Source organism: Cupriavidus nantongensis (assembly GCF_001598055.1).
Taxonomy (GTDB): domain Bacteria; phylum Pseudomonadota; class Gammaproteobacteria; order Burkholderiales; family Burkholderiaceae; genus Cupriavidus; species Cupriavidus nantongensis.
In genome coordinates this window covers 861,235-883,233 of the sequence record NZ_CP014845.1, presented here as the reverse complement: position 1 = coordinate 883,233, position 21,999 = coordinate 861,235, and the positions used below count along the sequence as shown (strand labels likewise).

The following is a 21,999-nucleotide window of genomic DNA, read 5'->3' as shown; positions in this document are numbered from 1 at the left end:
TTGATGTGCTTCTCCGCGCGCCCTTTCCGCTCTTCGTTGTCGACCCTGCTGGCAAGCGCACTGCTTGCGCTGGCGCCGCTGGCGGCTAAAGCAGCGCCCGCCTCATCCGCCGCGCCGGCCGCCACCGCCGCGTTCGGCGTCGACCAGCTGATGTCCACGCTGGCGCAGCGCAAGTCAGGGCGCGTGCTGTTTACCGAGACCAAGTACCTGGCGCTGCTCGACAAGCCGGTGCAGTCGTCGGGCGAACTGCGCTTCAGTGCGCCCGACCACCTGGAAAAGCGCACGCTGTCGCCCAAGCCGGAAAACCTGGTGCTCGACGGCGACATGCTGACGGTCGAGCGCGACGGCAAGCGCTACACCATGCCGCTGCAGAACTACCCCGAGATCGCCGCGTTTATCGAGAGCATCCGCGCCACGCTGGCCGGCAACCGCGATGCGCTGGAGCGCTACTACAAGCTCGTCGTCGAGGGCCGTGCCAGCCGCTGGACCCTGACGCTGACGCCGGCTGACTCGCGCATGGCCGCGGCCGTCAGCCAGGTGCGCATCGACGGCCGGCAGGATGTGCTGGAGCAGGTCGAGATCCGCCAGTCCGACGGTGACCGCTCGGTGATGAAGATCCGCCCGGCCGCGGGCCGATGAGCGCGATGAGCGCGATGAGCGCGATAAGGGCGGCATGGCGCCGCCTGGCGCTGGCGTTGTGGGTGCTGGCACTGCTGGCCTGCGCCGCGGTCGTCAGCCGCACCACCTTTACCGCCGACCTGTCCGCGTTCTTGCCGCGGCTGCCCAGCGCCGAACAGCAATTGCTGGTGAACCAGCTGCGCGACGGGCTGGTATCGCGGCTGATCCTGGTCGGCATTGAAGGCGGCGATGCCGAAGGCCGCGCCAGGGTCTCGCGCGCGATGGCGGCGCAACTGCGCGGCGACCCACGCTTCGCCTCGGTGCAGAACGGCGAGCCGGTCAACCAGGCGGCGGACCGCGAATACGTGTTCGCGCACCGCTACCTGCTAAGCCCCGAGGTCACGCCGGAGCGTTTCAGCGAACACGGGCTGGCCCGGGCGGTCAACGATTCGTTCGCGCTGCTGGCCTCCTCGGCCGGGCTCTTCACCAAGTCATTGCTGCCGCGCGATCCCACGGGCGAGGTCGCGGCAATGCTGGCGCAGCTCGATGCCGGCCAGCGCGTGCCGATGCATGCGGGCGCGTGGGCGTCGCGCGACGGCAAGCGCGCGCTGCTGCTGGCGCAGACCGCCAGCGCGGGCTCGGATACCGATGCGCAGGCAGAGGCAATGGCGGCCGTGCAGCAAGCCTTTGCCAGCGCCAACGCGGGCGGCCCCTACCAGCTGGTGATGACGGGACCGGGCGTGTTTTCGGTCAAGGCGCGCGACACCATCCGGCACGACGTCGAGCGGCTCTCGACCATCGGCCTGGCCATCATCGTCACGCTGCTGCTGGCGGTGTACCGCTCGGTGCCGCTGCTGGTGCTTGGGCTGGTGCCCGTGCTCAGCGGCGCGCTGGCGGGCATCGCCGCGGTCAGCCTGGGTTTCGGCGGCGCGGTGCATGGCCTGACGCTGGGTTTTGGCACCACGCTGATCGGCGAGGCGGTCGACTATTCGATCTACCTGTTCGTGCAGTCCGCGCAGTACACGCGCAACGGCCGGCGCGACGAACGTGCCTGGCTGGGCGGCTTCTGGCCGACGGTGCGGCTGGGGGTGCTGACTTCGGTGTGCGGCTTTGCGTCGCTGCTGCTGTCGGGCTTCCCGGGGCTGGCGCAGCTGGGCCTGTATTCGATCGCGGGGCTCGCCACCGCCGCGCTGGTCACCCGCTTCGTGCTGCCGCAGCTGGTGCCGGCCACGCTGCAGCTGCGCGACGTCGCACCGCTCGGCCGCAAGCTGCAATGGCTGACGCAGCATGCGCCCCGGCTGCGCTGGCTGGTGCTGCTGCTCGTAGTGGGCGCCTGCGTGGTGCTGGTCCAGCATCGCGGCACGCTGTGGGGCCGGGAACTGCAGGCGCTGAGCCCGGTATCGCCGAGTGACCAGGCGCTCGATACCTCGCTGCGTGAAAACCTGGGCGCACCGGACGTGCGCTACCTGGTGGTGGTGTCGGGCCCGGACCAGGAATCCGTGCTGCAGGGCGCGGAACGCGTCGCGCATGAACTGGAACCGCTGGTGGCGCAGAACTTCATCGGCGGCTACGAGAGCCCGGCGCGCTACCTGCCCAGCGCGGCCACCCAGCGCGAGCGCCAGGCCAGCCTGCCGCCGCCCGAGGTGCTGGCGCAGCGGCTGCAGGCCGCGATCGCCGGCCAGCCGGTGCGCGCATCAGTGTTCGCGCCCTTCCTGGCGCAGGCCGAAGCGGCACGCACCGGGCCCCTGCTGCAGCGCGAGAGCCTGCGCGGCACCTCGATGGCCCTGGCGGTCGACGCCCTGCTGGTGCAGCGCGATGGCCGCTGGAGCGCCACGCTGCCGCTGCGCGCACCGGTGCATGCCCCGGACCATGCCAGCGCCGCCGACGGCGTGGACAGCGCCGCGGTGCGCGCCGCGATCCAGCGGGCGGGCGTGCCCGATACGCTGTTCGTCGACCTGAAGGGGGAATCGGACCGGCTCTACGCCGGCTACCTGCGCGAGGCCCTGCTGCTGTCGCTGGCCGGACTGCTGGCGATCATCGCCCTGCTGGCGCTGGCGCTGCGCTCGCCGCGGCGGGTGCTGGCGACGGTACTGCCGCTGGCCGCCGCCGCGGTGGTGGTGCTGGGCGGGCTGGCGGCGCTGGGCCAGCCGCTTACGCTGCTGCACCTGGTGGGCCTGTTGCTGCTGGCTGCGGTCGGCTCCAACTACGCACTATTCTTTAATGGCCCGGCAGCGAACGGCCAGGCGGCTGGTGCTTCGCCGCACACGCTGGTGTCGCTGCTGCTGGCCAACCTGACCACGGTCGCCGCGTTCGGCCTGCTGTCGCTGTCGAGCCTGCCGCTGCTGCAGGCCTTCGGCCTGACGGTCGGCCCCGGCGCCGTGCTGGCGCTGTGGTTTTCGGCCATCCTCGCGCCCGCGGCCTCGACTGCGGCAGCGGCGAAGGCCGGGAGTGCAACATGAAGCCGCTATCCGCACCGGGCGCACCGGACGTTACCCTCCCCGGGCGTCTTCCCAGCCGCCCCTGGCGGCCCACCCCGCTGCTCTATGGCGCCGCCGCGGTGCACGTGGGCGCCGTCGGCGCGATGCTCGCTTATCCGCAAGGCCTGGGCTGGGGCCTGGCCGGCATCGGCGCATCGCATGTCGCGATGTGCGCGGCCGGCCTGTGGCCGCGCAGCACCTGGCTCGGGCCCAACCTGCTGCGCCTGCCGCCATCGGCCGAAGGCTGCGTGGCGCTGACCTTCGACGACGGCCCCAACCCGGACCTGACGCCGCGGGTGCTCGATCTGCTCGACCGGCACGGCGCCAGCGCGACGTTTTTCTGCATCGGCGAGCGCGCCGCGGCGCATCCCGAACTGGTGCGCGAGATCGTGCGCCGCGGCCATGCCGTGGAGAACCACAGCATGTACCACCGGCTGAACTTCTCCACGTTCGGGCCCGGCCGCATGCAGCGCGACATCGCCGCCGCGCAGCAGGTGCTGACGGAGCTCACCGGCCAGGCGCCGCGCTTCTTCCGCGCGCCGGCGGGGCTGCGCAATCCCTTCCTGGAGCCGGTGCTGTGCCGGCTCGGGCTGCACCTGGCGGCCTGGACCCGGCGCGGCTTCGATACCCTCGACGGCAACCACGCCGCGCGCGTGGCGCGGCGCCTGGCCGGCCGGCTGGCCGGGCGCGACATCCTGCTGCTGCACGACGGCAATCCCGGCCTGGACGCTGCCGGCCATCCCCATTGCGCCACCGTGCTGCCGGGCCTGCTGGCCGCGATCGACCGGGCCGGACTGCGCTGCGTGACGCTGCGTGCCGCGGTGCCGCCGGGCTGAGCCGCCGCGGCTTGTTACAATTGGCGCCGCTTGCAACGATTCCTTCCATTCGCCTCACCGAAGCTGTGTCCCCGCTCCTGTTCTCGCATTTCACGGCCACCAGCTGCCTTGGCGCCGGCCTGGACGCCACACTGGCGGCGCTGCGCGCACAGCGCGGCGGCCTGGCGCCGTGCCGCTTCGGCGACGTCGCCCTCGATACCTATGTCGGCGAAGTCGCCGGCCTGGACGCGGTCACGCTGCCGGCCGCACTGGCCGATTTCGACTGCCGCAACAACCGGCTGGCGCAGCTGGCGCTGGAGCAGGATGACTTCGCGGCACGCGTGCGCGACGCGGCGGCGCGCTACGGTGCCCACCGCATCGGTGTCTTTCTCGGCACCAGCACCGCGGGCGTGCTGCAGACGGAGCTGGGCTACCGCCAGCGCGATCCGGCCAGCGGCGCGCTGCCGCCGGGCTTCCACTACGGCGGCACGCACAATCCCTACTCGCTGCCGGCGTTCCTGCGGCGGCAACTGGGGCTGACCGGGCCCGCGGCGGCGGTGTCGTCGGCATGCTCGTCCGGGGCCAAGGTGTTCAGCTCGGCGCGGCGCATGCTGGAGGCCGGGCTGATCGATGCGGCGGTGGTGGGCGGCGTCGACTCGCTGTGCCACACCACGCTGTATGGCTTCAATGCGCTGGAGTTGTTGTCGCGCCAGCCGTGCCGCCCCTACGACGTGGCCCGCAACGGCATCTCGATCGGCGAAGGAGCGGTGTTCGGCCTGCTCGAGCGCGTGACCGGCCCGGTTGCGGACGATGCCATCCTGCTCGCAGGCATCGGCGAATCGAGCGATGCGCATCATATGTCGACGCCGCACCCGCAGGGGCTCGGCGCGCGCATGGCGATGGCGCAGGCGCTGGCCGGCGCAGGCATCGCGCCGGCACAGGTCGGCTACGTCAATCTGCACGGCACCGCCACGCGCAGCAACGACGCCGCAGAAGCGCTGGCCATGGCCGCGGTGCTGCCCGGCACGCCGTGCAGCTCGACCAAGGGCGCCACCGGCCATGCGCTGGGCGCAGCCGGCGCGCTCGAGGCGGTGATCTGCGCGCTGGCGCTGCGCCATGGCCTGGTGCCGGCCGGCATCAACACCACGCAGGTCGACCCCGCGCTCGACGTGAACTACCAGCTCGACAACCACGACACGCCGTTGCGCTTCGCGATGAGCAATGCGTTCGGTTTCGGTGGATCCAACTGCAGCCTGCTGTTCGCCCGTGCGGACGCGGTTGCTCACTGAGCCAGCGCCATGCCGCAGCCCGTCTATCTCGAAAGCATCGGCCTGCTCGGCCCCGGCCTGAGCGGCTGGCAGCAGGCCAGTGCCGTGCTCGCGGGGCGCGCGCCCTACGCGCACGCGGCCACCGAACTACCGCTGCCATCGGGCCTGCCGCCGGCCGAGCGCCGCCGCACCGGACCCACCGTCCGGCTGGCACTGGGCGTAGGCCAGCAGGCGGTGGCGGCCAGCGGCTGCGATGCCGCGCAGCTGCCGACGATCTTCACCTCGTCCAGCAGCGATGGCCAAAACTTCCACGCCATCTGCGAAGCGCTGGCGCAGCCCGAGCCGCTGATGTCGCCGACGCGCTTCCACAACTCCGTGCACAACGCGACCGCCGGCTACTGGTCGATCGCCGCCGGCGCGATGCGCGCCTCCAACGTGCTGTGCGCGATGGACGGCAGCTTTGGCGCGGGGCTGCTGGAAGGCGTACTGCAGGCCAGCGCCGATGCGGAGCCGTGCCTGCTGATCGCCTATGACACCGGCTATCCGGAGCCGCTGCACAGCTGCCGGCCGATTCCCGACCCGTTCGGCGTGGCCCTGCTGCTCACGCCGCAACCGGGCCCGCGCTCGCTGGCGCGCATCGCGGTGGCGCTGACACAGGCGCCGGCCACCGCGATGCCGGACGCCGCGCTCGAAGCGCTGCGCCAGTCGGCCCCGGCTGCGCGCGTGCTGCCGCTGCTGGCCGCGATCGCCCGTGGCGAGACCGGCACCGTGGTGCTGGATTATCTGGACACGCTGCGGATCGAAGCCGAAGTCACCAGCCTCGGCGGCCACGCCCATGCCTGAAGCGATCCGGGACCGCGCGTGGATCGCGGCGCGCATTCCGCACCAGGGCAGCATGTGCCTGCTCGACGGCGTGGTGGCGTGGGACGCGGCAGCGGTCCGCTGCACGGCAAGCAGCCACACGCATGCGGACAATCCGCTGCGCGCGCAGAGCCGGCTGGCAGCGGTGTGCGGGATCGAATATGCGGCGCAGGCCATGGCCGTGCATGGCGCCCTGCTGGCCGAGGCCGCGCAGGCAGGCGGCGCGCCGCGGCGCCCGCGCACGGGCTATCTGGCCAGCGTGCGCAAGCTGGTGCTGCAGGTGGAACGGCTCGACGACATCGCGGCGCCGCTGGAGATCACAGCGGAGCGCATCAGCGGCGAAGGCGCCACCGTGCTCTACGCCTTTGCCGTCAGCGCCGCGGGACGTACGCTGCTGTCGGGCCGCGCGGCGGTCATCCTCGATGCCGCCGCGCTTGGCGCTGACGCCGGCTGAAACCTGCCGGCCAGCGCCCTTGCTTCAACGCGCCGGCAGGATCTTGCCCGACACCGTACCGAAGCCGACGCGATAGCCATCGCCCTGGCAGTAGCCGGTCATGATCACGTCGTCGCCGTCCTGCAGGAAGCTGCGCTGGCTGCCGTCGGCCAGCGTCAGCGGCTCGGCGCCGTTGCGGGTCAGCTCGAGCAGGCTGCCGTAAGAGTCCGGCGTGGTGCCGCTGATCGTGCCCGAACCCATCAGGTCGCCCACGCGCACGTTGCAGCCCGACACGGTGTGGTGCGCCAGCTGCTGCGCCATGGTCCAGTACATCGCCTTGAAGTTGGTGCGGCAGATGGTGCTGGGCGCCGCCGCGCCTTCGGGCTGCAGTGCGACTTCCAGCGCGATGTCGTAGGCGTTCTTGCCCTGTTGCTGCAGGTAGGGCAGCGGCTCGGGCGACTGCACGGGATTGTCGCGGCGGAACGGCTCGAGCGCTTCCATGGTGACCACCCACGGCGAGATCGAGGTGCCGAAGCCCTTGCTGTTGAACGGACCCAGCGGCACGTATTCCCATTGCTGGATATCGCGCGCGCTCCAGTCGTTGAGCAGCACCATGCCGAACATATGCGCCGGCGCGTCGGCGGTGCTGACAGGCTCGCCCAGCGCCGAGGGCTTGCCGACGATAAAGCCCATCTCCAGCTCGAAATCCAGCTTGCGGCAGGCGCTGAAGACCGGACGCGCCTCGTTCGGCAGCTTGATCTGGCCATTGGGACGATGCAGCGGCGTGCCGCTCACCACCACCGAGCTGGCGCGGCCGTTGTAGCCGATCGGGATTTCCAGCCAGTTCGGCAGCAGCGCATTGTCCGGATCGCGGAACATGCGGCCGACGTTGGTGGCGTGCTCCTTCGACGAATAGAAATCCGTGTAGCCAGGGATCTCGACCGGCAGGTGCAGCGTCGCCGCCGACATCGGCACCAGCGCCCGGTCGCGCAAGGCGGCGTTGTCGCGCAACGCGGCGTCCGCGCCGGACAGCAGCGCCGTCAGGCGCCGGCGCGTTTCGCTCCAGACCGGCTGGCCCAGCGCGATGAAGCGATTGAGACTGGCCGCGGCAAAGGTGCCCCGGGCCGCTTCAGGCAGCAGGCCGGCCTGGTCCAGCGCATCGAGGTCCAGGATTTGGTCGCCGATGGCAACGCCGGCACGGGGCGCCTGGCCTTTGGTGGAAAACACGCCGTAGGGCAGGTTTTGCAGCGAAAAATGGGTGTTGCCGTCGTTGGCGCTGTCGATCCAGCTGGTTTGGGGGGCGGTCATCGGGTGCTCCGGGATTTAGCGGACGTTCGGGTTGAAATGCTTCTTCAGGCCCTGCCAGCAGGTGTAGTACTCCTGCTGCAGCGACGCCGATTGCGCCGCGTACGGCGTCGGGCGGATCACGCCCGGCGTTTCGAACATGAACGCCATGGTGTTTTCGATATGGTGGGGCGTCGAGGTATCGGCCACGCTGGCCTTCTCGAACGTTTCCGCATCCGGGCCGTGGCCGCTCATGCAGTTGTGCAGGCTGGCGCCGCCGGGCGCGAAGCCTTCGGCCTTGGCGTCATAGACGCCCGAGATCAGGCCCATGAACTCGCTGGCGATATTGCGGTGGAACCAGGGCGGGCGGAACGAATCCTGCATGGCCAGCCAGCGCGGCCCGAAGATGACGAAGTCGATGGTGTCGACGCCCGGCGTATCCGACGGCGACTGCAGCACCAGGAAGATCGACGGATCCGGATGGTCGTAGCTGATCGAGCCGATGGTGTTGAAGCGGCGCAGGTCGTACTTGTACGGCGCGTAGTTGCCATGCCAGGCCACCACGTCGAGCGGCGAGTGGCCGATGTCGGCGCGCCACAGGTTGCCCTGGAACTTGGCCACCAGCTCGAATGCGCCTTCGCGGTCTTCGTAGCTGGCCACCGGTGTCAGGAAGTCGCGTGGATTGGCCAGGCCGTTCGAGCCGATCACGCCCAGGTCGGGCAGCTTGAACAGCGCGCCGTAGTTCTCGCAGATATAGCCGCGCGCCTCGCCGTCGGGCAGCTCCACGCGGAAACGCACGCCGCGCGGGACCACCACGATCTCGTGCGGCTCGACTTCCAGGCGGCCGAGTTCGGTCACCATCAGCAGCCTGCCCTGCTGCGGCACGATCAGCATCTCGCCGTCGGCGTTGTAGAAGAAGCGATCATGCATCGAGCGGTTGGCCAGGTACAGGTGGATGCCGCAGCCGGTCATCGCTTCCGGGCCGCCGTTGCCGGCCATGGTGACGATGCCGTCGACAAAGTCGGTCGGCACCGACGGCATTGCCGGCGGGCTCCAGCGCATCTGGTTCGGCGACGGCGGCACCTGGTCGAAGCGGCTCAGGAAGCGCGACTGTCCGATCAGCGTGAACGGCTTGTGCAGCGCCGCCGGGCGGATGCGGTACAGCCACGAGCGGCGGTTGTGCGCGCGCGGCGCCGTGAACGCCGTGCCCGACAACTGTTCGGCATACAAGCCATAGGGCGCGCGCTGGGGCGAGTTCTGACCCACCGGCAGCGCGCCGGGCAGGGCCTCGGTGGCGAATTCGTTGGCGAAGCCGGACATATAGCCGCGCTCGGCAAGCTGGGTATGCGTGAGGTCCATGGTGTTGTTGCGTCTCCGGGTGGGTCCATCAGCGCAGTGCTGGCCGCACGGCGCTTGAATTACGTATTGTGGAATGAATTTACCATATCGTAATTATCGGAACCGGACGTGTCAAACCGAGGATGCGCGCGGGCAGCACACGGCGCTCTTGCAGTTGTAGCTGGCGAACCGGGAAATTGGGAGGATGCCGCTTGCGGGCGCGAGAGCCAGCAAGACAGGAAGGCTTGAAAGCGCCGGCTCAGGCAGTCAGGCCTGCGGCGTCATGGCTGTCCGGTGCCGGAAACGGCTCTCGGGACAAAAGCGGCTCGGCGCGCGCCGGAGGGCACGCGCCGCTTGCGGAGGGTGGCCTGGAGGCCCGCTGCCGGACCGGCCCGCATCAAGCATGCGGCCAGCCAGGCAGAAGGCGGGTCAGACCGGTTTGTGGCCCTCGCCGGTGCCGGGGCCGAAACCGCCGCCGGAGGCCGGGGTCGCGGCCGGGGCCGGTGCGGCGCCGGCGGGCTGGCCGGCCATCGAGGCAGCGGTCACGCCACCGTTGCGGCTGGCAATGAAAGCGTTGACGTCGGCGGCAAGGTGCTGCGGCGCCAGCACGACTTCCAGGCCCAGCGCCTCGCAGGCCGCCAGGAAGGTCGACATGCGGGGGTCGGCCTGGCCTGATTCTGCCCGGAGGTAAGCCTCCCGGGAAATGCCCGCCTTGCGGGCAACGTCCTCCTGCTTGAGCTTGCGCGCGCGGCGCAGCGCCCGCAGTTGCCGGAACGGTTCGCTAGCGCCTCTCGGCACGGCTGTACTGTTCATGTCGGTCTCCAGTCACCAGTGAAAAAAGTGCGCGGACGTGCATTCGAGTATAGAGCACGCAAAGCGTTCCGTATGTAACCGCCGAAACACTTTGTGCAGATTTCTTGCTGGCCCCTCATCTTGCGCCGGCATCAACCGGAAGGCGCCCGTCCAGGCGTCGGACAGAGCACAACGCCTTCGCGCCGCCCAGACAGTAACGGGCCCTCGGAATTTGCGTTGACGTCACATGCATAGCTGTATGACGTTATGGCCTCGCGAGCACAACAACGCAAGTCGGGGCAACTACCATGCATCCGGTTTCGTTGACAAACCGACCGGTCGTGCTATTCTTCGTTGCATGCAGAAAGGACACCTCACCCGCAAAGCCATCATCGAGCAGGCGCTGGACGCCGCCGCCAAGGTTGGCTTCGAGCAGTTGTCGCTGGCGACGCTGGCGGCCGACACCAATATGTCCAAGAGCGGCCTGTACGCGCACTTCAAGTCCAAGGAGATGCTGCAACAGGCGGTGCTGGACCTGGCGGTGGAGCGTTTCGGCGACATCGTGATCCGGCCGGCGATGCGCCAGCCGCGCGGCATGCCGCGGCTGCAGGCGCTGTTCGAGGGCTACCTGGAATGGCTGGGCGGCACGGTGACGCAGGGGCGGTGCCTGTTTACCGCGCTGGGGCAGGAGTATCGCGACCGCCCCGGCTCGATCCGCGACCTGGTGGTGCAGTCGCTGAAGGACTGGCACAGCACCATCGCGCGGGTGGTCGGGGACGCCATCGACGAAGGCCAGTTCGGGCCGCACGTCGACCCGCGCCAGTTCGCCTTCGAGCTGTCCGGCATCGGCATGGCGTTCCAGCAGTCGTTCAAGCTGCTGGGGCGGCAGGATGCGGAAGCGATGGCGCGGCACGCCTTTGCGGCCCTGGTCGCGCGCGCCGCGGCGGACGCGGCGCATCCCGCGAGCACATGAAATCGGCGCCGGCGCTATCCCGCCGGCGGGCAGCACACCGCTCCGGCGGGCTTTTTTTTGTACCGAAAAAAGCACGACTGGTCGGTCTTTTAGAAAGCGCGAGACGCCTCCGGCCAGCCCGGTTCCAATGACGCCGCGCAATCCAGAATCCATTGGAGGTGCAGGTCGTGACGCAAGCAGTCTCTTCTCCTTCCCCGGTTTCCCCCTCTTCCGCTGTGGCGGCGGCAGCCTTTCGCAGCACAGATGCGTCGTCCCCGGCCAGCCGCGACGGCACCTTGCAGCGTGCCCTGATGGGCTTGCAGCGCTTGCGCTGGCAAGCCGGCAGCATGCTGATGCCCGCGGCGACGGCACGCCGGCTCGAGCGCCTGTGGTTCTGCCCGCCGCGCGCCGCCCTCACCTCGGCCGCCCGGCACGCGCTGGACGGCGCGCGCGCTGACTGGGCCCTGGTGACCGGCCATGGGCCCAGCCGGCGCGTGCGGGTCTACCGCTGGGGCAGCGCCGGGCCGGTGGTGCTGCTCGCCCATGGGTGGGGCGGCCATGCGGGCCAGTGGCATGCGGTGATCGACGGCCTGCTGGCGGCGGGCATGCGGGTGGTCGCCTTCGATGCGCTGTCGCACGGCGCCTCCGATGCCGGCACACGCGGCGCCGCTCAGACGTCGGTGCTGGAGATGTCGCGCTCGCTGCTGGCGGCAGCGTGGCATGCCGGCCCGGTCCACGCCGTGGTGGCGCATTCGCTCGGCGGCGCGGCCGCGGCGCTGGCGCTGCGCGAAGGCCTGCCAGCGCGCGCCGCAGTGCTGCTGGGCGCGCCCGCCGACATGCGCGCGGCATGCGCCGCGCTGGCGTGGCAGCTGGGCGTGGCGCCGGCGGTGCTGGCCCGCATGCAGCGCCACAGCGAACGCTGGCTGGGCATGCCGTGGTCGGCCTTCAACGTGCCGGACCTGGGCCGCGACCGCCCGGTGCCGCCGACGCTGGTGATCCATGACCGCGACGACAAGGAGGTGCGCTGGGAAGACGGCGCGGCCATCGCCGGCGCCTGGCCGGGCGCACGGCTGGAGACCACCACCGGCCTCGGCCATCGCCGCATCCTGCGCGATCCCGCGGTGATCCAGCGCATCGCCGAATTCATCCGGCCGCCCTCCGGGCCGCGCCCGGTGCCGGTATCCGCTGGCCTGGCCTTGGCCTGAACCAGGAGACCATCATGTACCTGGCAAGCAACGATATGACCGCCACCCTGCCCGCCCGCAGCTCGCTGCGGCTGGTCGCCGGGCCCGGCGAACGGGTGGCGGTGCGCTGCACCGCTGGCGAGCTGTGGCTGATCCGCGATGGCGATCCGAAGGACACGGCGCTGACGGCAAGCGAGTGCTTTACCTTGTCCGACGCCGGCCATGTCGAGCTGTATGCGATCACCGCCGCCTCTTTGCATGTCACCCGCTGCAAGGCAGCGCCCGGCCCGGTACGCGACGCATGGCGACAGCGGCTATGGCGCTGGCTGGGCCCGCGCAGCCACGGCTATACCGGCGCTGGCCGCTGACCCGAGCCACTGCCTCGACCCACCGCCCCATCGGCCATCCGCTGGCAAACCCTTGCTCGCCTGGCGCGTCAGCGCGGGGGCGGACGGAAAGCGTTCATGGCGGTTAATTGCGCAATCAGCCTTGGCAAAACGTCCCTGACTTTGCCCCCGCGCGCCGGCCACCGGCCGGCGCAGCGTCAGCCCGCATCGCCCAGCAGCATCTCGCGCAACCGGAACTTCTGGATCTTGCCGGCGGGCGTGGCCGGCAGCGCATCCCGCACCACGAGTCTCTCGGGAATGTATTGCAGCGCCATCTTCTGCTGTCTGAGCCAGTCGACCATGCCGGCCAGGTCGATGGACTGCCCGGCCCGTGGCACGACGAACGCGCACGCACGCTCGCCGAGGCGCGCATCGGGATAGGCCACGATCGCCACCTGCGCCACCGCGGGATGTCGGTACAGCAGGGTCTCGACTTCCAGCACGGGAATGTTCTCGCCGCCACGGATGATCACGTCCTTGCTGCGGCCGGCGATGCGCAGGTAACCGTCCGCGTCCAGCCGGGCCAGGTCGCCGGTGTCGAACCAGCCGTCGGCATCGGTGCCGTTCAGGTGCGGGCGCTTCAGGTAACCGCCGAAGTTGGAGCACGCGCGCACCAGCAGCCGGCCGGTCGCGCCCACGGGCACGTCCGCGTCGGTGCCGTCGACCACGCGGATCTCCACGCCGGGCAGCGGGCGGCCGTCGGTGGTCGATGCGCGCTCGTCGCTGTCCTCGGGCAGCGTGGTGGTGACCGCGCCGTTCTCGGTCATGCCCCATGCCGACACGATCTGCGCGCCCAGCGCCTGCCGTGCGTGCTCGACCAGCGTGCCGGGAATCGGCGCGCCCGCGCACAGGAAGATCCGCAGGCTCGGCACCGGCACGCCGGACTCGGCCACCACGCGCGCCAGGTCGGTCAGGAATGGCGTGGAACCCATGGTAAAGGTCACGCCCTCGTCGCGGATCAGTGCTGAGGCGCGCGCGGGATCCCAGATGTCCTGCAGCACCGCATGCGCGCCCAGCATCACCGGCATCATCAGGCCATACATGAAGCCAGTCTGGTGCGCCATCGGCGAGGCCATCAGCACCACGTCGTCGCCGGTGAGATGCAAGCGGCCGGCATAGGCGACGATGTTGGAGAACAGCGTGTTGGCGGTATGCATCACGCCCTTGGGTTCGCCGGTGGTACCGGAGGTGTAGATCAGCTGCGTGACGTCATCCGGACCGGGCCGGCTGCGCAGCAGGACGGCGGCGGCATCGGCGTCGTCTTCCCAGTGCGGGCCGCTCAGCAGCGCCTCGAAGCTGTCGTCGCCATCGCCATCGACCACCACGACATGGCGCAGCGCGGGCAGCACATCGCGCAAACCCCGCAGCATCTGCGCATGATCGAAGCCGCGGAACGCCTTCGGCACCACCACCACCTTGCTTTGCGCGTGCGCCAGCATGAACGACAGCTCGCGCTCGCGGAAGATCGGCATGACCGGGTTGAGCACCGCGCCCAGCCGCGCGCAGGCCAGGTACAGCACGCTCAGGTGCCAGCCGTTGGGCAGCTGGCATGAGACCACGTCGCCGGCAACGATGCCGAGGCGGGAAAGCCCCAGCGCCACGCGATCGGCCATGCGCGCCAGCTCCCGCCAGGTGAAGCGCGTCACGTGTTGACGGTCGATGCTGAGCGCCGTCAGCGCGGTCGCGTCGGGCCGCTCCCGCACGCATGCGGCAAGATAGTCGTTGATGGTACGGTCCTGCCAGTGCCCGGCGGCAACGCTGGCGGCGCGGCGCGGCGCGATCAGTACGGCGTCGAAATCCAAGGCGGTCTCCTCGTTGTTGTGTGCTGCCAGTCGTGGCGCGGACGGCGGCTCAGGCCGGTACCGCCTCGCGCCCCGCGCGGGTGCGCGCGATGATGGTCTTCATGATCTGCGCGGTGCCGTCGCCAATCTGGAAGCCGAGCACGTCGCGCAGGCGCTGCTCCATCACGCCGCGGTCGTAGCCGCCGTGCCCGAACGACAGCAGGCACTGGTGCACCGCGTCGTACGCCAGCCTGGGGGCCCACCACTTGCACATCGCCGCTTCGGCGGTATGCGGCAGGCCGCGGTCCTTCAGCCACAGCGTCTGCAGGCACAGCAGCCGCGCGCCCTGCACCTGGGTCTCGAAGTCGGCCAGCGGATGCGACACGCCCTGGAACGCCGCCAGCGGCTTGCCGAAGGCCTGGCGTTCCGCCACATAGGTCCAGGCCTCGTCCAGCGCTGCCTGGGCCACCGCCAGCACCTGCAGCCCGATCAGCGCGCGCGAGAAATCGAAGCCCTGCATCACCTGCACGAAGCCCTCGCCTTCCCGGCCCAGCAGGTGGCTGGCCGGCACGCGCACGTTCTCGAAAAAGATCGAGCCGCGCCCGATGGCACGCTGGCCGTGGCAGTCGAAGCGGTTGCGGGTGATGCCCGGCAGGTCCATCGGCACCAGCAGCGCCGACACGCCGCGCGCGCCCGCCGCGACCGGGCCGCTGCGCGCAAATACCACCGCGGCGTCGGCCTGGTCGGCGGCGGAGATCGAGGTCTTCTCGCCGTTCAGCACATAGGCGTCGCCGTCGCGTTCCATGCGCAGGCGCAGGTTGGCGGCGTCGGAGCCGCCGCGCGGCTCGGTCAGCGCGATCGCCAGCAGCGCTTCGCCGCGCGTCAGGCGCTGCAGCCACGGGCCGGCGATCTCGGGCCGCGCGTGGTGCGCCAGGATCTGCCCGTTCAGCGAAGCCAGCAGGTTGATATACGACAGGCTCAGGTCGGCGCGCGCGACCGCTTCGTGGATCACGCCCGCCGCGAGCGAGCCCATGCCCTGCCCGCCATACGGCTCCGGCAGCTCGGGCGCGATAAAGCCCATCTCGCCCATCTCGCGCATCAGCGCGCGGTCCAGCACGCGGGTACGGTCCCGCTCCAGGCAGCCGGGCGCCACGCGCGCGTCGGCAAAGCGGCGCGCGTGTTCGGCCAGCGCCGACAGGTCTTCGTCAAGGTAGGGATTCATGGCTGTCTCCGCTGGCTCCGATCACTTCGCGTACTTGCGGAACTCGGGCTTGCGCTTTTCCTGGAACGCGCGCACGCCTTCGCGCGATTCCTCGGTGTCGTAGTAGAGCTTGAGGGCGTACATGCCCATGCCGGCGATGCCGCTCTGGTGCGCGGTGTCCATGTTGAACGAGCGCTTGGCGATGGCGATCGCGGTCGGGCTCTTGTCCAGGATCTCGTCGCACCACTTCTGCACTTCGGCGTCGAGCTGCTCGTGCGGCACCACGGCGTTGACCAGCCCCATCGCCAGCGCTTCGGCGGCGGTGTAGCGGCGGCACAGGTACCAGATCTCGCGCGCCTTTTTTTCGCCGACGACGCGCGCGAGAAAGGCGGTGCCATAGCCGGGATCGACCGAGCCGACCCTGGGCCCGACCTGCCCGAACACGGCCTTGTCCGAGGCGATGGTGAAATCGCAGATGGTGCACAGCACGTTGCCGCCGCCGATGGCATAGCCCTGCACGCGCGCGATCACCGGCTTGGGCACGTCGCGGATGGCGTTGTGCAGCTCTTCCATCGGCAGGCCGATGGTGCCGCGGCCGTCGTACTGGCCTTCGTGCGCGGACTGGTCGCCGCCGGTGCAGAAAGCCTTGTCGCCGGCGCCGGCCAGCACGATCGCGCCGATCTCGCGGTCATAGCCAGCGCGGTTGATGGCGTGGATCAGTTCGTCGCAGGTGCGGCCGCGGAAGGCATTCATCTTTTCCGGGCGGTTGATAAGGATCCAGGCCGCGCCGTTGCGCACGTCATAGCGGATGTCTTCGTATTGCATGGTGGTCTCCGTGATCTGGTTGTGACAGCTGGCGCTCAGCCGTTCATGGTCAGGCCGCCCGACACGCTCAGCACTTGTCCGGTGATGAAGGCCGCGTCGTCGCCGGCAAAGAACAGCACCGCGCCGGGCAGGTCGTCGGGCTGGCCGATGCGGCCCAGCGGGATCGAGCGGGTAAAGGCTTCGACCAGCTTGTCGGGGTTGCCCGCGCCCTGCTTGTAGTCTTCGAACAGCGCGGTCTCGGTCGGCCCCGGGCACACCACGTTCACGGTGATGCCGTGGCGCGCATGCTCGCGCGCGATGGTCTTCGAGAACGACACCAGCCCGCCCTTGCACGCGGCGTACACCGCCTCGCCGGACGAGCCAACGCGCGCGGCATCCGAGGCGATATTGACGATGCGTCCGCGCCGGCGCGCCACCATGCCCGGCAGCACCGCGTGATGCATGTGCAGCGCGCCGGTCAGGTTGATCGCGATCAGCCGCTCCCACTGCGCCGGCTCGGTCTTGACGAACGGCCGGAACACATCCCATCCGGCGTTGTTGACCAGCACGTCGACAGGGCCCAGGTCCTGCTCCACCGCCGCCACTGCCGCATCGACGCTGGCGCGATCGGTAATGTCGCAGCGCACCGCCAGCGCGCGGCCGCCGGCTTCGCGGATCTGCGCCGCCACGCGTTCGCCCGCCTCCGGGTTCAGGTCGAGCACTCCCACCCCCGCGCCCGCACGCGCAAAGCGCAAACAGGTTGCGCTACCGATACCGCCACCGCCGCCGGTCACGATGACCGTCTTGCCTTCGAGTCCTTGCACAGCCGTTCTCCTTTCAAGGTTCCGGTGCTATCGTGCCGGCGGTGCCGCCGCCACATGCGCCTTCATTTACGTAAATATATTGACGTATACTAGGTGCGACCGACCCCGTGTGCAAGGCCGCTATCCTTTGGAAATCACTATGGTTAACCCCGACCAGGTAGGCGAACTCCCGACCAACGCGCGCATGGAACTGGCCAACCGGCTGTTCTTCCGCCTGTACCAATGCGCAAACATGTTGCATAAAACCGGCTCGCGAGCCGTCGAAGCGGAAGGCTTGACGACACAGCAGTGGGCGGTGCTGGGCGCGCTGTCGCGGCCAGAAGCCGCCGATGGCATGAGCGTCGGCGACCTCGCCCGCTACCTGATGGTGAGCCGCCAGAACCTGTCCGGACTGGTCAGCCGGATGGAACGGGACGGCCACGTCACGCTGGCGCCCGACGGGCGCGACCGCCGCTCGCGGCTGGTGCGGATGAGCGAGCCGGGCCGCGAGGTGTGGCTGCACCAGGCGCAGCCGAAGATCCGGCAGTACTACGAGCAGGCGCTGGACGGCTTTTCCACCAATGACCTGACGCACACGCTGCATTACCTGCTGAAGCTGCTGGACAACATGCGCGCGCTTGACGCGCCGGAGGTTGGCGACAGCGGGCCGGCACAGGACTAAGGCGGATCGCTGTATCAGAACTGATACAAAGCGTGCTGCAGCGCAATGGCATGCACCCCGGCATCCGCCGCTGCGCGGCGTGCCACACCGGCTGGCGCGCGATATGCATCGGTGTGGGGTTGCTCAGGCCCCGGCGCTGCGCCGGGATGCCCTGGACCACTGCCCCGGCTGGCTGCTGCGATCGGTCGCGTGCGCGCAGCCGGGACGGCGTTCGATCGATCCTTACCGGAGATCCCGCCATGACCCGCTATATCGTGCTAGCCAGCTTCACCGACCAGGGCATCCGCGCCGTCAAGGACACCACCAGGCGCGCCGCCGCGGTGCGCGAGATGGGCGCGCGCTTCGGGGTGCAGATGAAAGACATCTACTGGACCCTGGGCAAATACGACATCGTGCTGACCGTCGAGGCCCAGGATGACGCCAGCATGACCGCATTCGGCCTCGCGGTCGGCGCGCTGGGCAACGTGCGCACGCAAACGCTGCGCGCCTTCAACGTCGACGAGATGCAGGGGATTATCGACAAGATCAGCTGAGCCGCCCCTGGCACCCTGTCCTTGTCATGAAAAACGCCCGCCATGGCGCCTGGCGGGCGTTGTTGCTGCTGGCTCGTGCGCTTTCCGGATATCCGACGGCCTTGTCAGACGGCGCCCGATACCTCGGCCGCGGCACAGCGCTGACACTCATACTGCCAACTTCCGGAGAGCGCCATGCCAGGCAAGAACATCCATGTCGTGCCGACCCATAACGGCTGGGCCGTCGAAGCGGAAGGCCGCTCCGGCAACCAGCAGCGATTCACGTCGATGGACCATGCGATCGCTACCGGCATGGAAAAAGCCCGGCGCGCAAAGGTCGAGTTGCTGATCCATGGGAAAGATCACCAGATCATGGAGCGCAATTCCTTCGGCAACGCTCCCGGTGACAGCGACGGGTAATGGAAGGGAAACCCCGAGCAGGGTACCATCGTGCAGGGCACCATCGGCATCGTGCCTGGATGACTCTAATCGCGGACTACCCGATGCGCAATTTGAAAGGTTTTTACATCCTTCTGGCCGCCGTCACCATTGCGTTTATCTGGATATTGTTGCCCTTCTACAGCGCGATCCTGTGGGGCACGATACTGGCCATCCTGTTTCACCCCATGCACCGCAAGCTGACGGTGCGATTCCGCAACCGGGAAAATCTCGCCGCGCTGACCACGCTGCTGGTCTGCGTGCTGATGGCGATTGTCCCGGTATTCCTGATGATCGCCACGCTGGCGCAGGAAGCGGCCTTTGCCTACCAGCAGATCAAGACCGGCAAATGGGACTTCGGGCAATACTTCCAGACCGCCGTGCAGGCTCTGCCGGCTTCGGTCGAAGCCTGGCTGAACGAGATCGGACTCGCCGACGTAGCCGGGTTGCAGGCGAAGCTGACCGAAGGTGCCGCCCGCATCAGCCAGTTCATGGCGGCCCAGGCCGTAGCCATTGGCCAGAACACGCTGCAATTCGCCGTCGGCCTGGGCGTGATGCTGTACCTGGTGTTTTTCCTGCTGCGTGACGGTGCGGTGATTTCCCATCGCTTCCGCGAGGCCATGCCGCTGAGCGACGCGCACACCCGCCGGCTGGTCGGCCGCTTCACCACCGTGGTCCGCGCCACGGTCAAGGGCAACGTGGTGGTAGCTGCTGTGCAGGGGATACTGGGCGGCCTGATGTTCCTGCTGCTGGGCATCAACGGCGCGTTGCTGTGGGGCACGCTGATGGCGTTCCTGTCACTGCTGCCGGCCGTCGGCGCCGCGCTGGTCTGGGGCCCCGCCGCGATTTACTTCCTGCTGGCCGGCCCGGTCTGGAAAGGCATCGCACTGATTGCCATCGGCACTCTGGTGATTGGCGCGGTGGACAACGTGCTGCGCCCCATCCTGGTCGGCAAGGACACCAAGCTGCCGGACTGGGTCGTGCTGATCTCGACCCTGGGCGGCATGTCGGTGTTCGGCATCAACGGCTTTGTCATAGGTCCGCTGATTGCCGCGCTGTTTATGTCGTGCTGGCATATGTCGGTGATCGAGGATCGCGACGACACCATGTGACCGGGGTCACGCTGCCATCTCGCCGTGCCCGCATGTTGACGAAGCAACCGGCAACGGGTCGATAAAATCCCTAGAAACAAGAATTATTCTCATTTATTATTCGGCCTTTGCTTTCGCCCCGGGCCGTCATGCTTTTCCGCCGTCTTGCCATCCCTGCCGCCGCCAGTTCCCTGCTGCTGCCTGCCGTTGCCTCCCATGCCGCCGAAGACGTTGCCACGCTGCCAGCCGTAACGGTCAGCGCCGCCGATGACGGCCAGACTGACCTCGGTTTCGCCACGCGGCGCGCGGCCGGCGTGACCAAGTCGGGGGAATCGGCGGCCGACGCCGCGCAATCGATCACCGTGATCACGCGCGACCTGCTCGACAGCCAGCAGGCACAGAACCTCAGCGACGCGCTGCAGAACTCGGCCGGCGTGGTCACCAACACCTATGGCCGGCGCGGCTGGGACGACTTCATCATCCGCGGCCAGCGTGCCTCGGAATCGATCTTTGCCGACGGACTGCTGGTCGACAGCAACAACCGCGTGGCGCAGGAGCTGTTCGGCGTGGAGCGCGTGGAAGTGCTCAAGGGGCCGGCCTCGATACTGTTCGGCGCGGTGCAGCCCGGCGGTCTGGTCAACATGGTCAGCAAGCGCCCGCGCGCGGAACTGTTCGGCGAGCTGGGCCTGACCGTCGGCAACTATGGCTTCCGGCAGATGACGGTCGACGTGGGCACGCCTCTGGCCAAGGACAGCAAGGCCGCGTTCCGCCTGAACGGGCTGATGATGAACAGCGACGATCCGACCGACTTCGTCTGGTATCGCAACCGGTGGCTCGCGCCGTCGCTGACGCTCGACCTTGGCGCCCGCACCGACTTCACCATCCTGGCCAGCCACAACCAGCGCAACTACGTGCGCCAGCAGGGCCTGCCCGTCAATGGCACGCTGGTGCCGAACCGCAATGGCGTGGTCCCGGCCAACCGCTTTATCGGCGAACCGAATGCGCCGTCCTATGACGGCGAGCAGAACCGCATCGGCTACGCGCTGACGCACCGCTTCGACTCGGGCTGGACCCTGAACCAGAACCTGCGCTACCAGACCTCGTCGCTGACCGGCACGCTGGTATCGGCCGGCACCATGGCACTCAACAGCCAGTCGATGAACCGCAGCGGCACGCAGCAGAATTTTTCGGGCAATTCGTTCGGCGTCGACACCAACGTGCAGCGGACCTTTGCGTTCACGGGACAAGCCCACAGCGTGACCTTCGGCATCGACTACCGGCATACCAGGGAAGCCCGCCTGCAGAAGACCTGCCGCGTCGCCGCGCTGAACGTCTACAACCCGGTCTATGGCGCCAGCATCAACTGCCCGTCCGCCTATAACCTGGATGCGACCGATACGCTGGACGCGCTCGGCCTCTACCTGCGCGACCAGGTTCGCCTGGGCGAGCGCTGGACCGTGACCGGCGGCGTGCGCTACGAATCCGCGCGGACCGGCACCACCGACCGGCTGGCATCATCGCGCTTCACCAACGACAGCAACGCCGTCACCGGCAGCGCGGGCGTGATGTACGACCTGACCAACTGGGCACGGCCGTACGCGAGCTTCGCCACGTCGTTTTTGCCGAACGCCGGCACCGATGCCAGCGGCGCCACCTTCAAGCCCGAGAAGGGCCGCCAGTACGAGGTGGGCGTCAAGTTCGACATGCCAGGCAAGACCGGCCTGCTGACGCTGGCCGCATTCGACCTGACGCGCACCAACGTGCTCAGCAGCGACCCGGTCAATACGGGCTTCAGCGTGGCCGTCGGCGAACAGCGCTCGCGCGGGCTGGAACTGGAACTGACGCAGGATCTCGGCAATGGCCTCAGCGTGTCGGCGGCGTATGCCTATATCGCCAGCGAAGTTACCGAGGACACCACCGCCGCCAACGTCGGCAAGCCGCTGAACAGCGTGCCGCGGCACAGCTTCTCGGTGTGGAGCCAGTATCGCCTGCGTGGCGCGCTGGCCGGCTGGTATGTCGGGGCCGGGATGCGCGGCGAGAGCGCCAAGCGCGGCTACAGCTTCAACTACACCGTGCCGGGCTACGCCGTCGCCGATGTTGCCGTCGGCTACGTGGCCTCGCACTGGCGCGCGGCATTCAACGTCAAGAACGTGTTCGACAAGATGTACTACGCCGGCGGCCTGAACAACAACGTGCTGCCGGTGGGCAATCCGCGCGTCGCCATGCTCAATGTGACCATGAATTATTGAGGCAGGGGTGGTGTCCCGCTGGCAATGCGA

Annotated in this window: 21 protein-coding genes; 14 read left to right on the top strand and 7 right to left on the bottom strand. The window is 69.0% G+C overall.

Annotated features, from left to right (window positions below; translation table 11 throughout):
• The first annotated feature begins 3 nt into the window (after nt 1-3).
• The 6 genes from A2G96_RS25210 to A2G96_RS25185 all read left to right on the top strand — a co-directional run bounded on the left by A2G96_RS25210 (nt 4) and on the right by A2G96_RS25185 (nt 6,493).
• Entirely contained in the window at nt 4-639 is a 636-nt protein-coding gene (locus tag A2G96_RS25210) for a LolA-related protein (protein ID WP_062802925.1), read from the top strand.
• Nucleotides 636-3,077: an MMPL family transporter gene (locus A2G96_RS25205; protein WP_062802924.1), complete on the top strand. Its 2,442-nt coding sequence runs from the start codon at nt 636-638 to the stop codon at nt 3,075-3,077. The genes A2G96_RS25210 and A2G96_RS25205 overlap by 4 nt, the downstream gene beginning before the upstream one ends.
• Nucleotides 3,074-3,931: a polysaccharide deacetylase family protein gene (locus tag A2G96_RS25200; protein ID WP_062802923.1), complete on the top strand. Its 858-nt coding sequence runs from the start codon at nt 3,074-3,076 to the stop codon at nt 3,929-3,931. The genes A2G96_RS25205 and A2G96_RS25200 overlap by 4 nt, the downstream gene beginning before the upstream one ends.
• A gap of 65 nt (nt 3,932-3,996) precedes the next feature.
• Nucleotides 3,997-5,199, top strand: coding sequence for a beta-ketoacyl-[acyl-carrier-protein] synthase family protein (locus A2G96_RS25195; protein ID WP_062802922.1), 1,203 nt, complete (start codon nt 3,997-3,999; stop codon nt 5,197-5,199).
• Between the two features lie 9 nt (nt 5,200-5,208).
• Nucleotides 5,209-6,021, top strand: coding sequence for a beta-ketoacyl synthase chain length factor (locus A2G96_RS25190; protein WP_062802921.1), 813 nt, complete (start codon nt 5,209-5,211; stop codon nt 6,019-6,021).
• Nucleotides 6,014-6,493 carry a hotdog family protein gene (locus tag A2G96_RS25185; protein WP_062802920.1) on the top strand — a complete coding sequence of 160 codons (480 nt, stop codon included), beginning with the start codon at nt 6,014-6,016 and terminating at the stop codon, nt 6,491-6,493. The genes A2G96_RS25190 and A2G96_RS25185 overlap by 8 nt, the downstream gene beginning before the upstream one ends.
• 24 nt (nt 6,494-6,517) lie before the next feature.
• On the opposite strand, the gene fahA is transcribed toward A2G96_RS25185, so the two are convergent.
• From fahA to A2G96_RS32790, 3 genes are all read right to left on the bottom strand, one after another.
• Nucleotides 6,518-7,780, bottom strand: coding sequence for a fumarylacetoacetase (gene fahA, locus A2G96_RS25180; RefSeq protein WP_062802919.1), 1,263 nt, complete (start codon nt 7,778-7,780; stop codon nt 6,518-6,520).
• Between the two features lie 15 nt (nt 7,781-7,795).
• The gene (gene hmgA, locus A2G96_RS25175) at nt 7,796-9,115 is read right to left on the bottom strand and encodes a homogentisate 1,2-dioxygenase (RefSeq protein WP_062802918.1); all 1,320 of its coding nucleotides are present in this window, start codon (nt 9,113-9,115) and stop codon (nt 7,796-7,798) included.
• Nucleotides 9,116-9,523: 408 nt separating this feature from the next.
• Nucleotides 9,524-9,907: a helix-turn-helix domain-containing protein gene (locus tag A2G96_RS32790; RefSeq protein WP_082819096.1), complete on the bottom strand. Its 384-nt coding sequence runs from the start codon at nt 9,905-9,907 to the stop codon at nt 9,524-9,526.
• 337 nt (nt 9,908-10,244) lie between these two features.
• On the opposite strand from A2G96_RS32790, the gene A2G96_RS25165 reads away from it, so the two are divergent.
• The 3 genes from A2G96_RS25165 (at nt 10,245) to A2G96_RS25155 (ending at nt 12,390) form a co-directional block, all read left to right on the top strand.
• Nucleotides 10,245-10,859 (top strand): TetR/AcrR family transcriptional regulator, encoded by a 615-nt coding sequence (locus A2G96_RS25165; protein ID WP_062802917.1) that lies wholly within the window; start codon nt 10,245-10,247, stop codon nt 10,857-10,859.
• A 167-nt stretch (nt 10,860-11,026) separates the two neighbouring features.
• Entirely contained in the window at nt 11,027-12,043 is a 1,017-nt protein-coding gene (locus A2G96_RS25160; protein WP_062804131.1) for an alpha/beta fold hydrolase, read from the top strand.
• 14 nt (nt 12,044-12,057) lie between these two features.
• Entirely contained in the window at nt 12,058-12,390 is a 333-nt protein-coding gene (locus tag A2G96_RS25155) for a DUF2917 domain-containing protein (RefSeq protein WP_062802916.1), read from the top strand.
• A gap of 176 nt (nt 12,391-12,566) precedes the next feature.
• On the opposite strand, the gene aliA is transcribed toward A2G96_RS25155, so the two are convergent.
• Genes aliA through badH form a run of 4 tightly spaced genes read right to left on the bottom strand, consistent with a single transcriptional unit; the run spans nt 12,567 to nt 17,018 of the window.
• Nucleotides 12,567-14,210, bottom strand: coding sequence for a cyclohexanecarboxylate-CoA ligase (gene aliA / locus A2G96_RS25150; RefSeq protein ID WP_062802915.1), 1,644 nt, complete (start codon nt 14,208-14,210; stop codon nt 12,567-12,569).
• A 49-nt stretch (nt 14,211-14,259) separates the two neighbouring features.
• A complete protein-coding gene (gene aliB / locus A2G96_RS25145) occupies nt 14,260-15,411 on the bottom strand; it encodes a cyclohexanecarboxyl-CoA dehydrogenase (protein ID WP_062802914.1) in 1,152 nt (383 codons plus the stop codon).
• A 21-nt stretch (nt 15,412-15,432) separates the two neighbouring features.
• Nucleotides 15,433-16,215 (bottom strand): 2-ketocyclohexanecarboxyl-CoA hydrolase, encoded by a 783-nt coding sequence (badI, locus tag A2G96_RS25140; RefSeq protein ID WP_062802913.1) that lies wholly within the window; start codon nt 16,213-16,215, stop codon nt 15,433-15,435.
• A gap of 35 nt (nt 16,216-16,250) precedes the next feature.
• The gene (gene badH / locus A2G96_RS25135; protein WP_062802912.1) at nt 16,251-17,018 is read right to left on the bottom strand and encodes a 2-hydroxycyclohexanecarboxyl-CoA dehydrogenase; all 768 of its coding nucleotides are present in this window, start codon (nt 17,016-17,018) and stop codon (nt 16,251-16,253) included.
• Nucleotides 17,019-17,157: 139 nt separating this feature from the next.
• On the opposite strand from badH, the gene A2G96_RS25130 reads away from it, so the two are divergent.
• The 5 genes from A2G96_RS25130 to A2G96_RS25110 all read left to right on the top strand — a co-directional run bounded on the left by A2G96_RS25130 (nt 17,158) and on the right by A2G96_RS25110 (nt 21,969).
• Entirely contained in the window at nt 17,158-17,679 is a 522-nt protein-coding gene (locus tag A2G96_RS25130) for a MarR family winged helix-turn-helix transcriptional regulator (protein WP_062802911.1), read from the top strand.
• 239 nt (nt 17,680-17,918) lie between these two features.
• Nucleotides 17,919-18,212 carry a GYD domain-containing protein gene (locus A2G96_RS25125; protein WP_062802910.1) on the top strand — a complete coding sequence of 98 codons (294 nt, stop codon included), beginning with the start codon at nt 17,919-17,921 and terminating at the stop codon, nt 18,210-18,212.
• Nucleotides 18,213-18,386: 174 nt separating this feature from the next.
• Nucleotides 18,387-18,611, top strand: coding sequence for a DUF2188 domain-containing protein (locus A2G96_RS25120; protein WP_062802909.1), 225 nt, complete (start codon nt 18,387-18,389; stop codon nt 18,609-18,611).
• An 83-nt stretch (nt 18,612-18,694) separates the two neighbouring features.
• Entirely contained in the window at nt 18,695-19,741 is a 1,047-nt protein-coding gene (locus A2G96_RS25115; protein WP_062802908.1) for an AI-2E family transporter, read from the top strand.
• A gap of 128 nt (nt 19,742-19,869) precedes the next feature.
• Nucleotides 19,870-21,969 (top strand): TonB-dependent siderophore receptor, encoded by a 2,100-nt coding sequence (locus tag A2G96_RS25110; protein WP_062802907.1) that lies wholly within the window; start codon nt 19,870-19,872, stop codon nt 21,967-21,969.
• Nucleotides 21,970-21,999 lie beyond the last annotated feature (30 nt).

Coding starts and splice junctions, on each gene's coding strand:
- A2G96_RS25200 (WP_062802923.1), top strand. CDS start 3,074: ATGAAGCCGCTATCCGCACCGGGCGCACCGGACGTTACCCTCCCCGGG.
- A2G96_RS25205 (WP_062802924.1), top strand. CDS start 636: ATGAGCGCGATGAGCGCGATGAGCGCGATAAGGGCGGCATGGCGCCGC.
- A2G96_RS25190 (WP_062802921.1), top strand. CDS start 5,209: ATGCCGCAGCCCGTCTATCTCGAAAGCATCGGCCTGCTCGGCCCCGGC.
- A2G96_RS25155 (WP_062802916.1), top strand. CDS start 12,058: ATGTACCTGGCAAGCAACGATATGACCGCCACCCTGCCCGCCCGCAGC.
- badI (WP_062802913.1), bottom strand. CDS start 16,215: ATGCAATACGAAGACATCCGCTATGACGTGCGCAACGGCGCGGCCTGG.
- A2G96_RS25110 (WP_062802907.1), top strand. CDS start 19,870: ATGCTTTTCCGCCGTCTTGCCATCCCTGCCGCCGCCAGTTCCCTGCTG.
- A2G96_RS25125 (WP_062802910.1), top strand. CDS start 17,919: ATGACCCGCTATATCGTGCTAGCCAGCTTCACCGACCAGGGCATCCGC.
- A2G96_RS25210 (WP_062802925.1), top strand. CDS start 4: ATGTGCTTCTCCGCGCGCCCTTTCCGCTCTTCGTTGTCGACCCTGCTG.
- A2G96_RS32790 (WP_082819096.1), bottom strand. CDS start 9,907: ATGAACAGTACAGCCGTGCCGAGAGGCGCTAGCGAACCGTTCCGGCAA.
- A2G96_RS25185 (WP_062802920.1), top strand. CDS start 6,014: ATGCCTGAAGCGATCCGGGACCGCGCGTGGATCGCGGCGCGCATTCCG.
- A2G96_RS25130 (WP_062802911.1), top strand. CDS start 17,158: ATGGTTAACCCCGACCAGGTAGGCGAACTCCCGACCAACGCGCGCATG.
- fahA (WP_062802919.1), bottom strand. CDS start 7,780: ATGACCGCCCCCCAAACCAGCTGGATCGACAGCGCCAACGACGGCAAC.
- hmgA (WP_062802918.1), bottom strand. CDS start 9,115: ATGGACCTCACGCATACCCAGCTTGCCGAGCGCGGCTATATGTCCGGC.
- A2G96_RS25120 (WP_062802909.1), top strand. CDS start 18,387: ATGCCAGGCAAGAACATCCATGTCGTGCCGACCCATAACGGCTGGGCC.
- A2G96_RS25115 (WP_062802908.1), top strand. CDS start 18,695: ATGCGCAATTTGAAAGGTTTTTACATCCTTCTGGCCGCCGTCACCATT.
- A2G96_RS25165 (WP_062802917.1), top strand. CDS start 10,245: ATGCAGAAAGGACACCTCACCCGCAAAGCCATCATCGAGCAGGCGCTG.
- aliB (WP_062802914.1), bottom strand. CDS start 15,411: ATGAATCCCTACCTTGACGAAGACCTGTCGGCGCTGGCCGAACACGCG.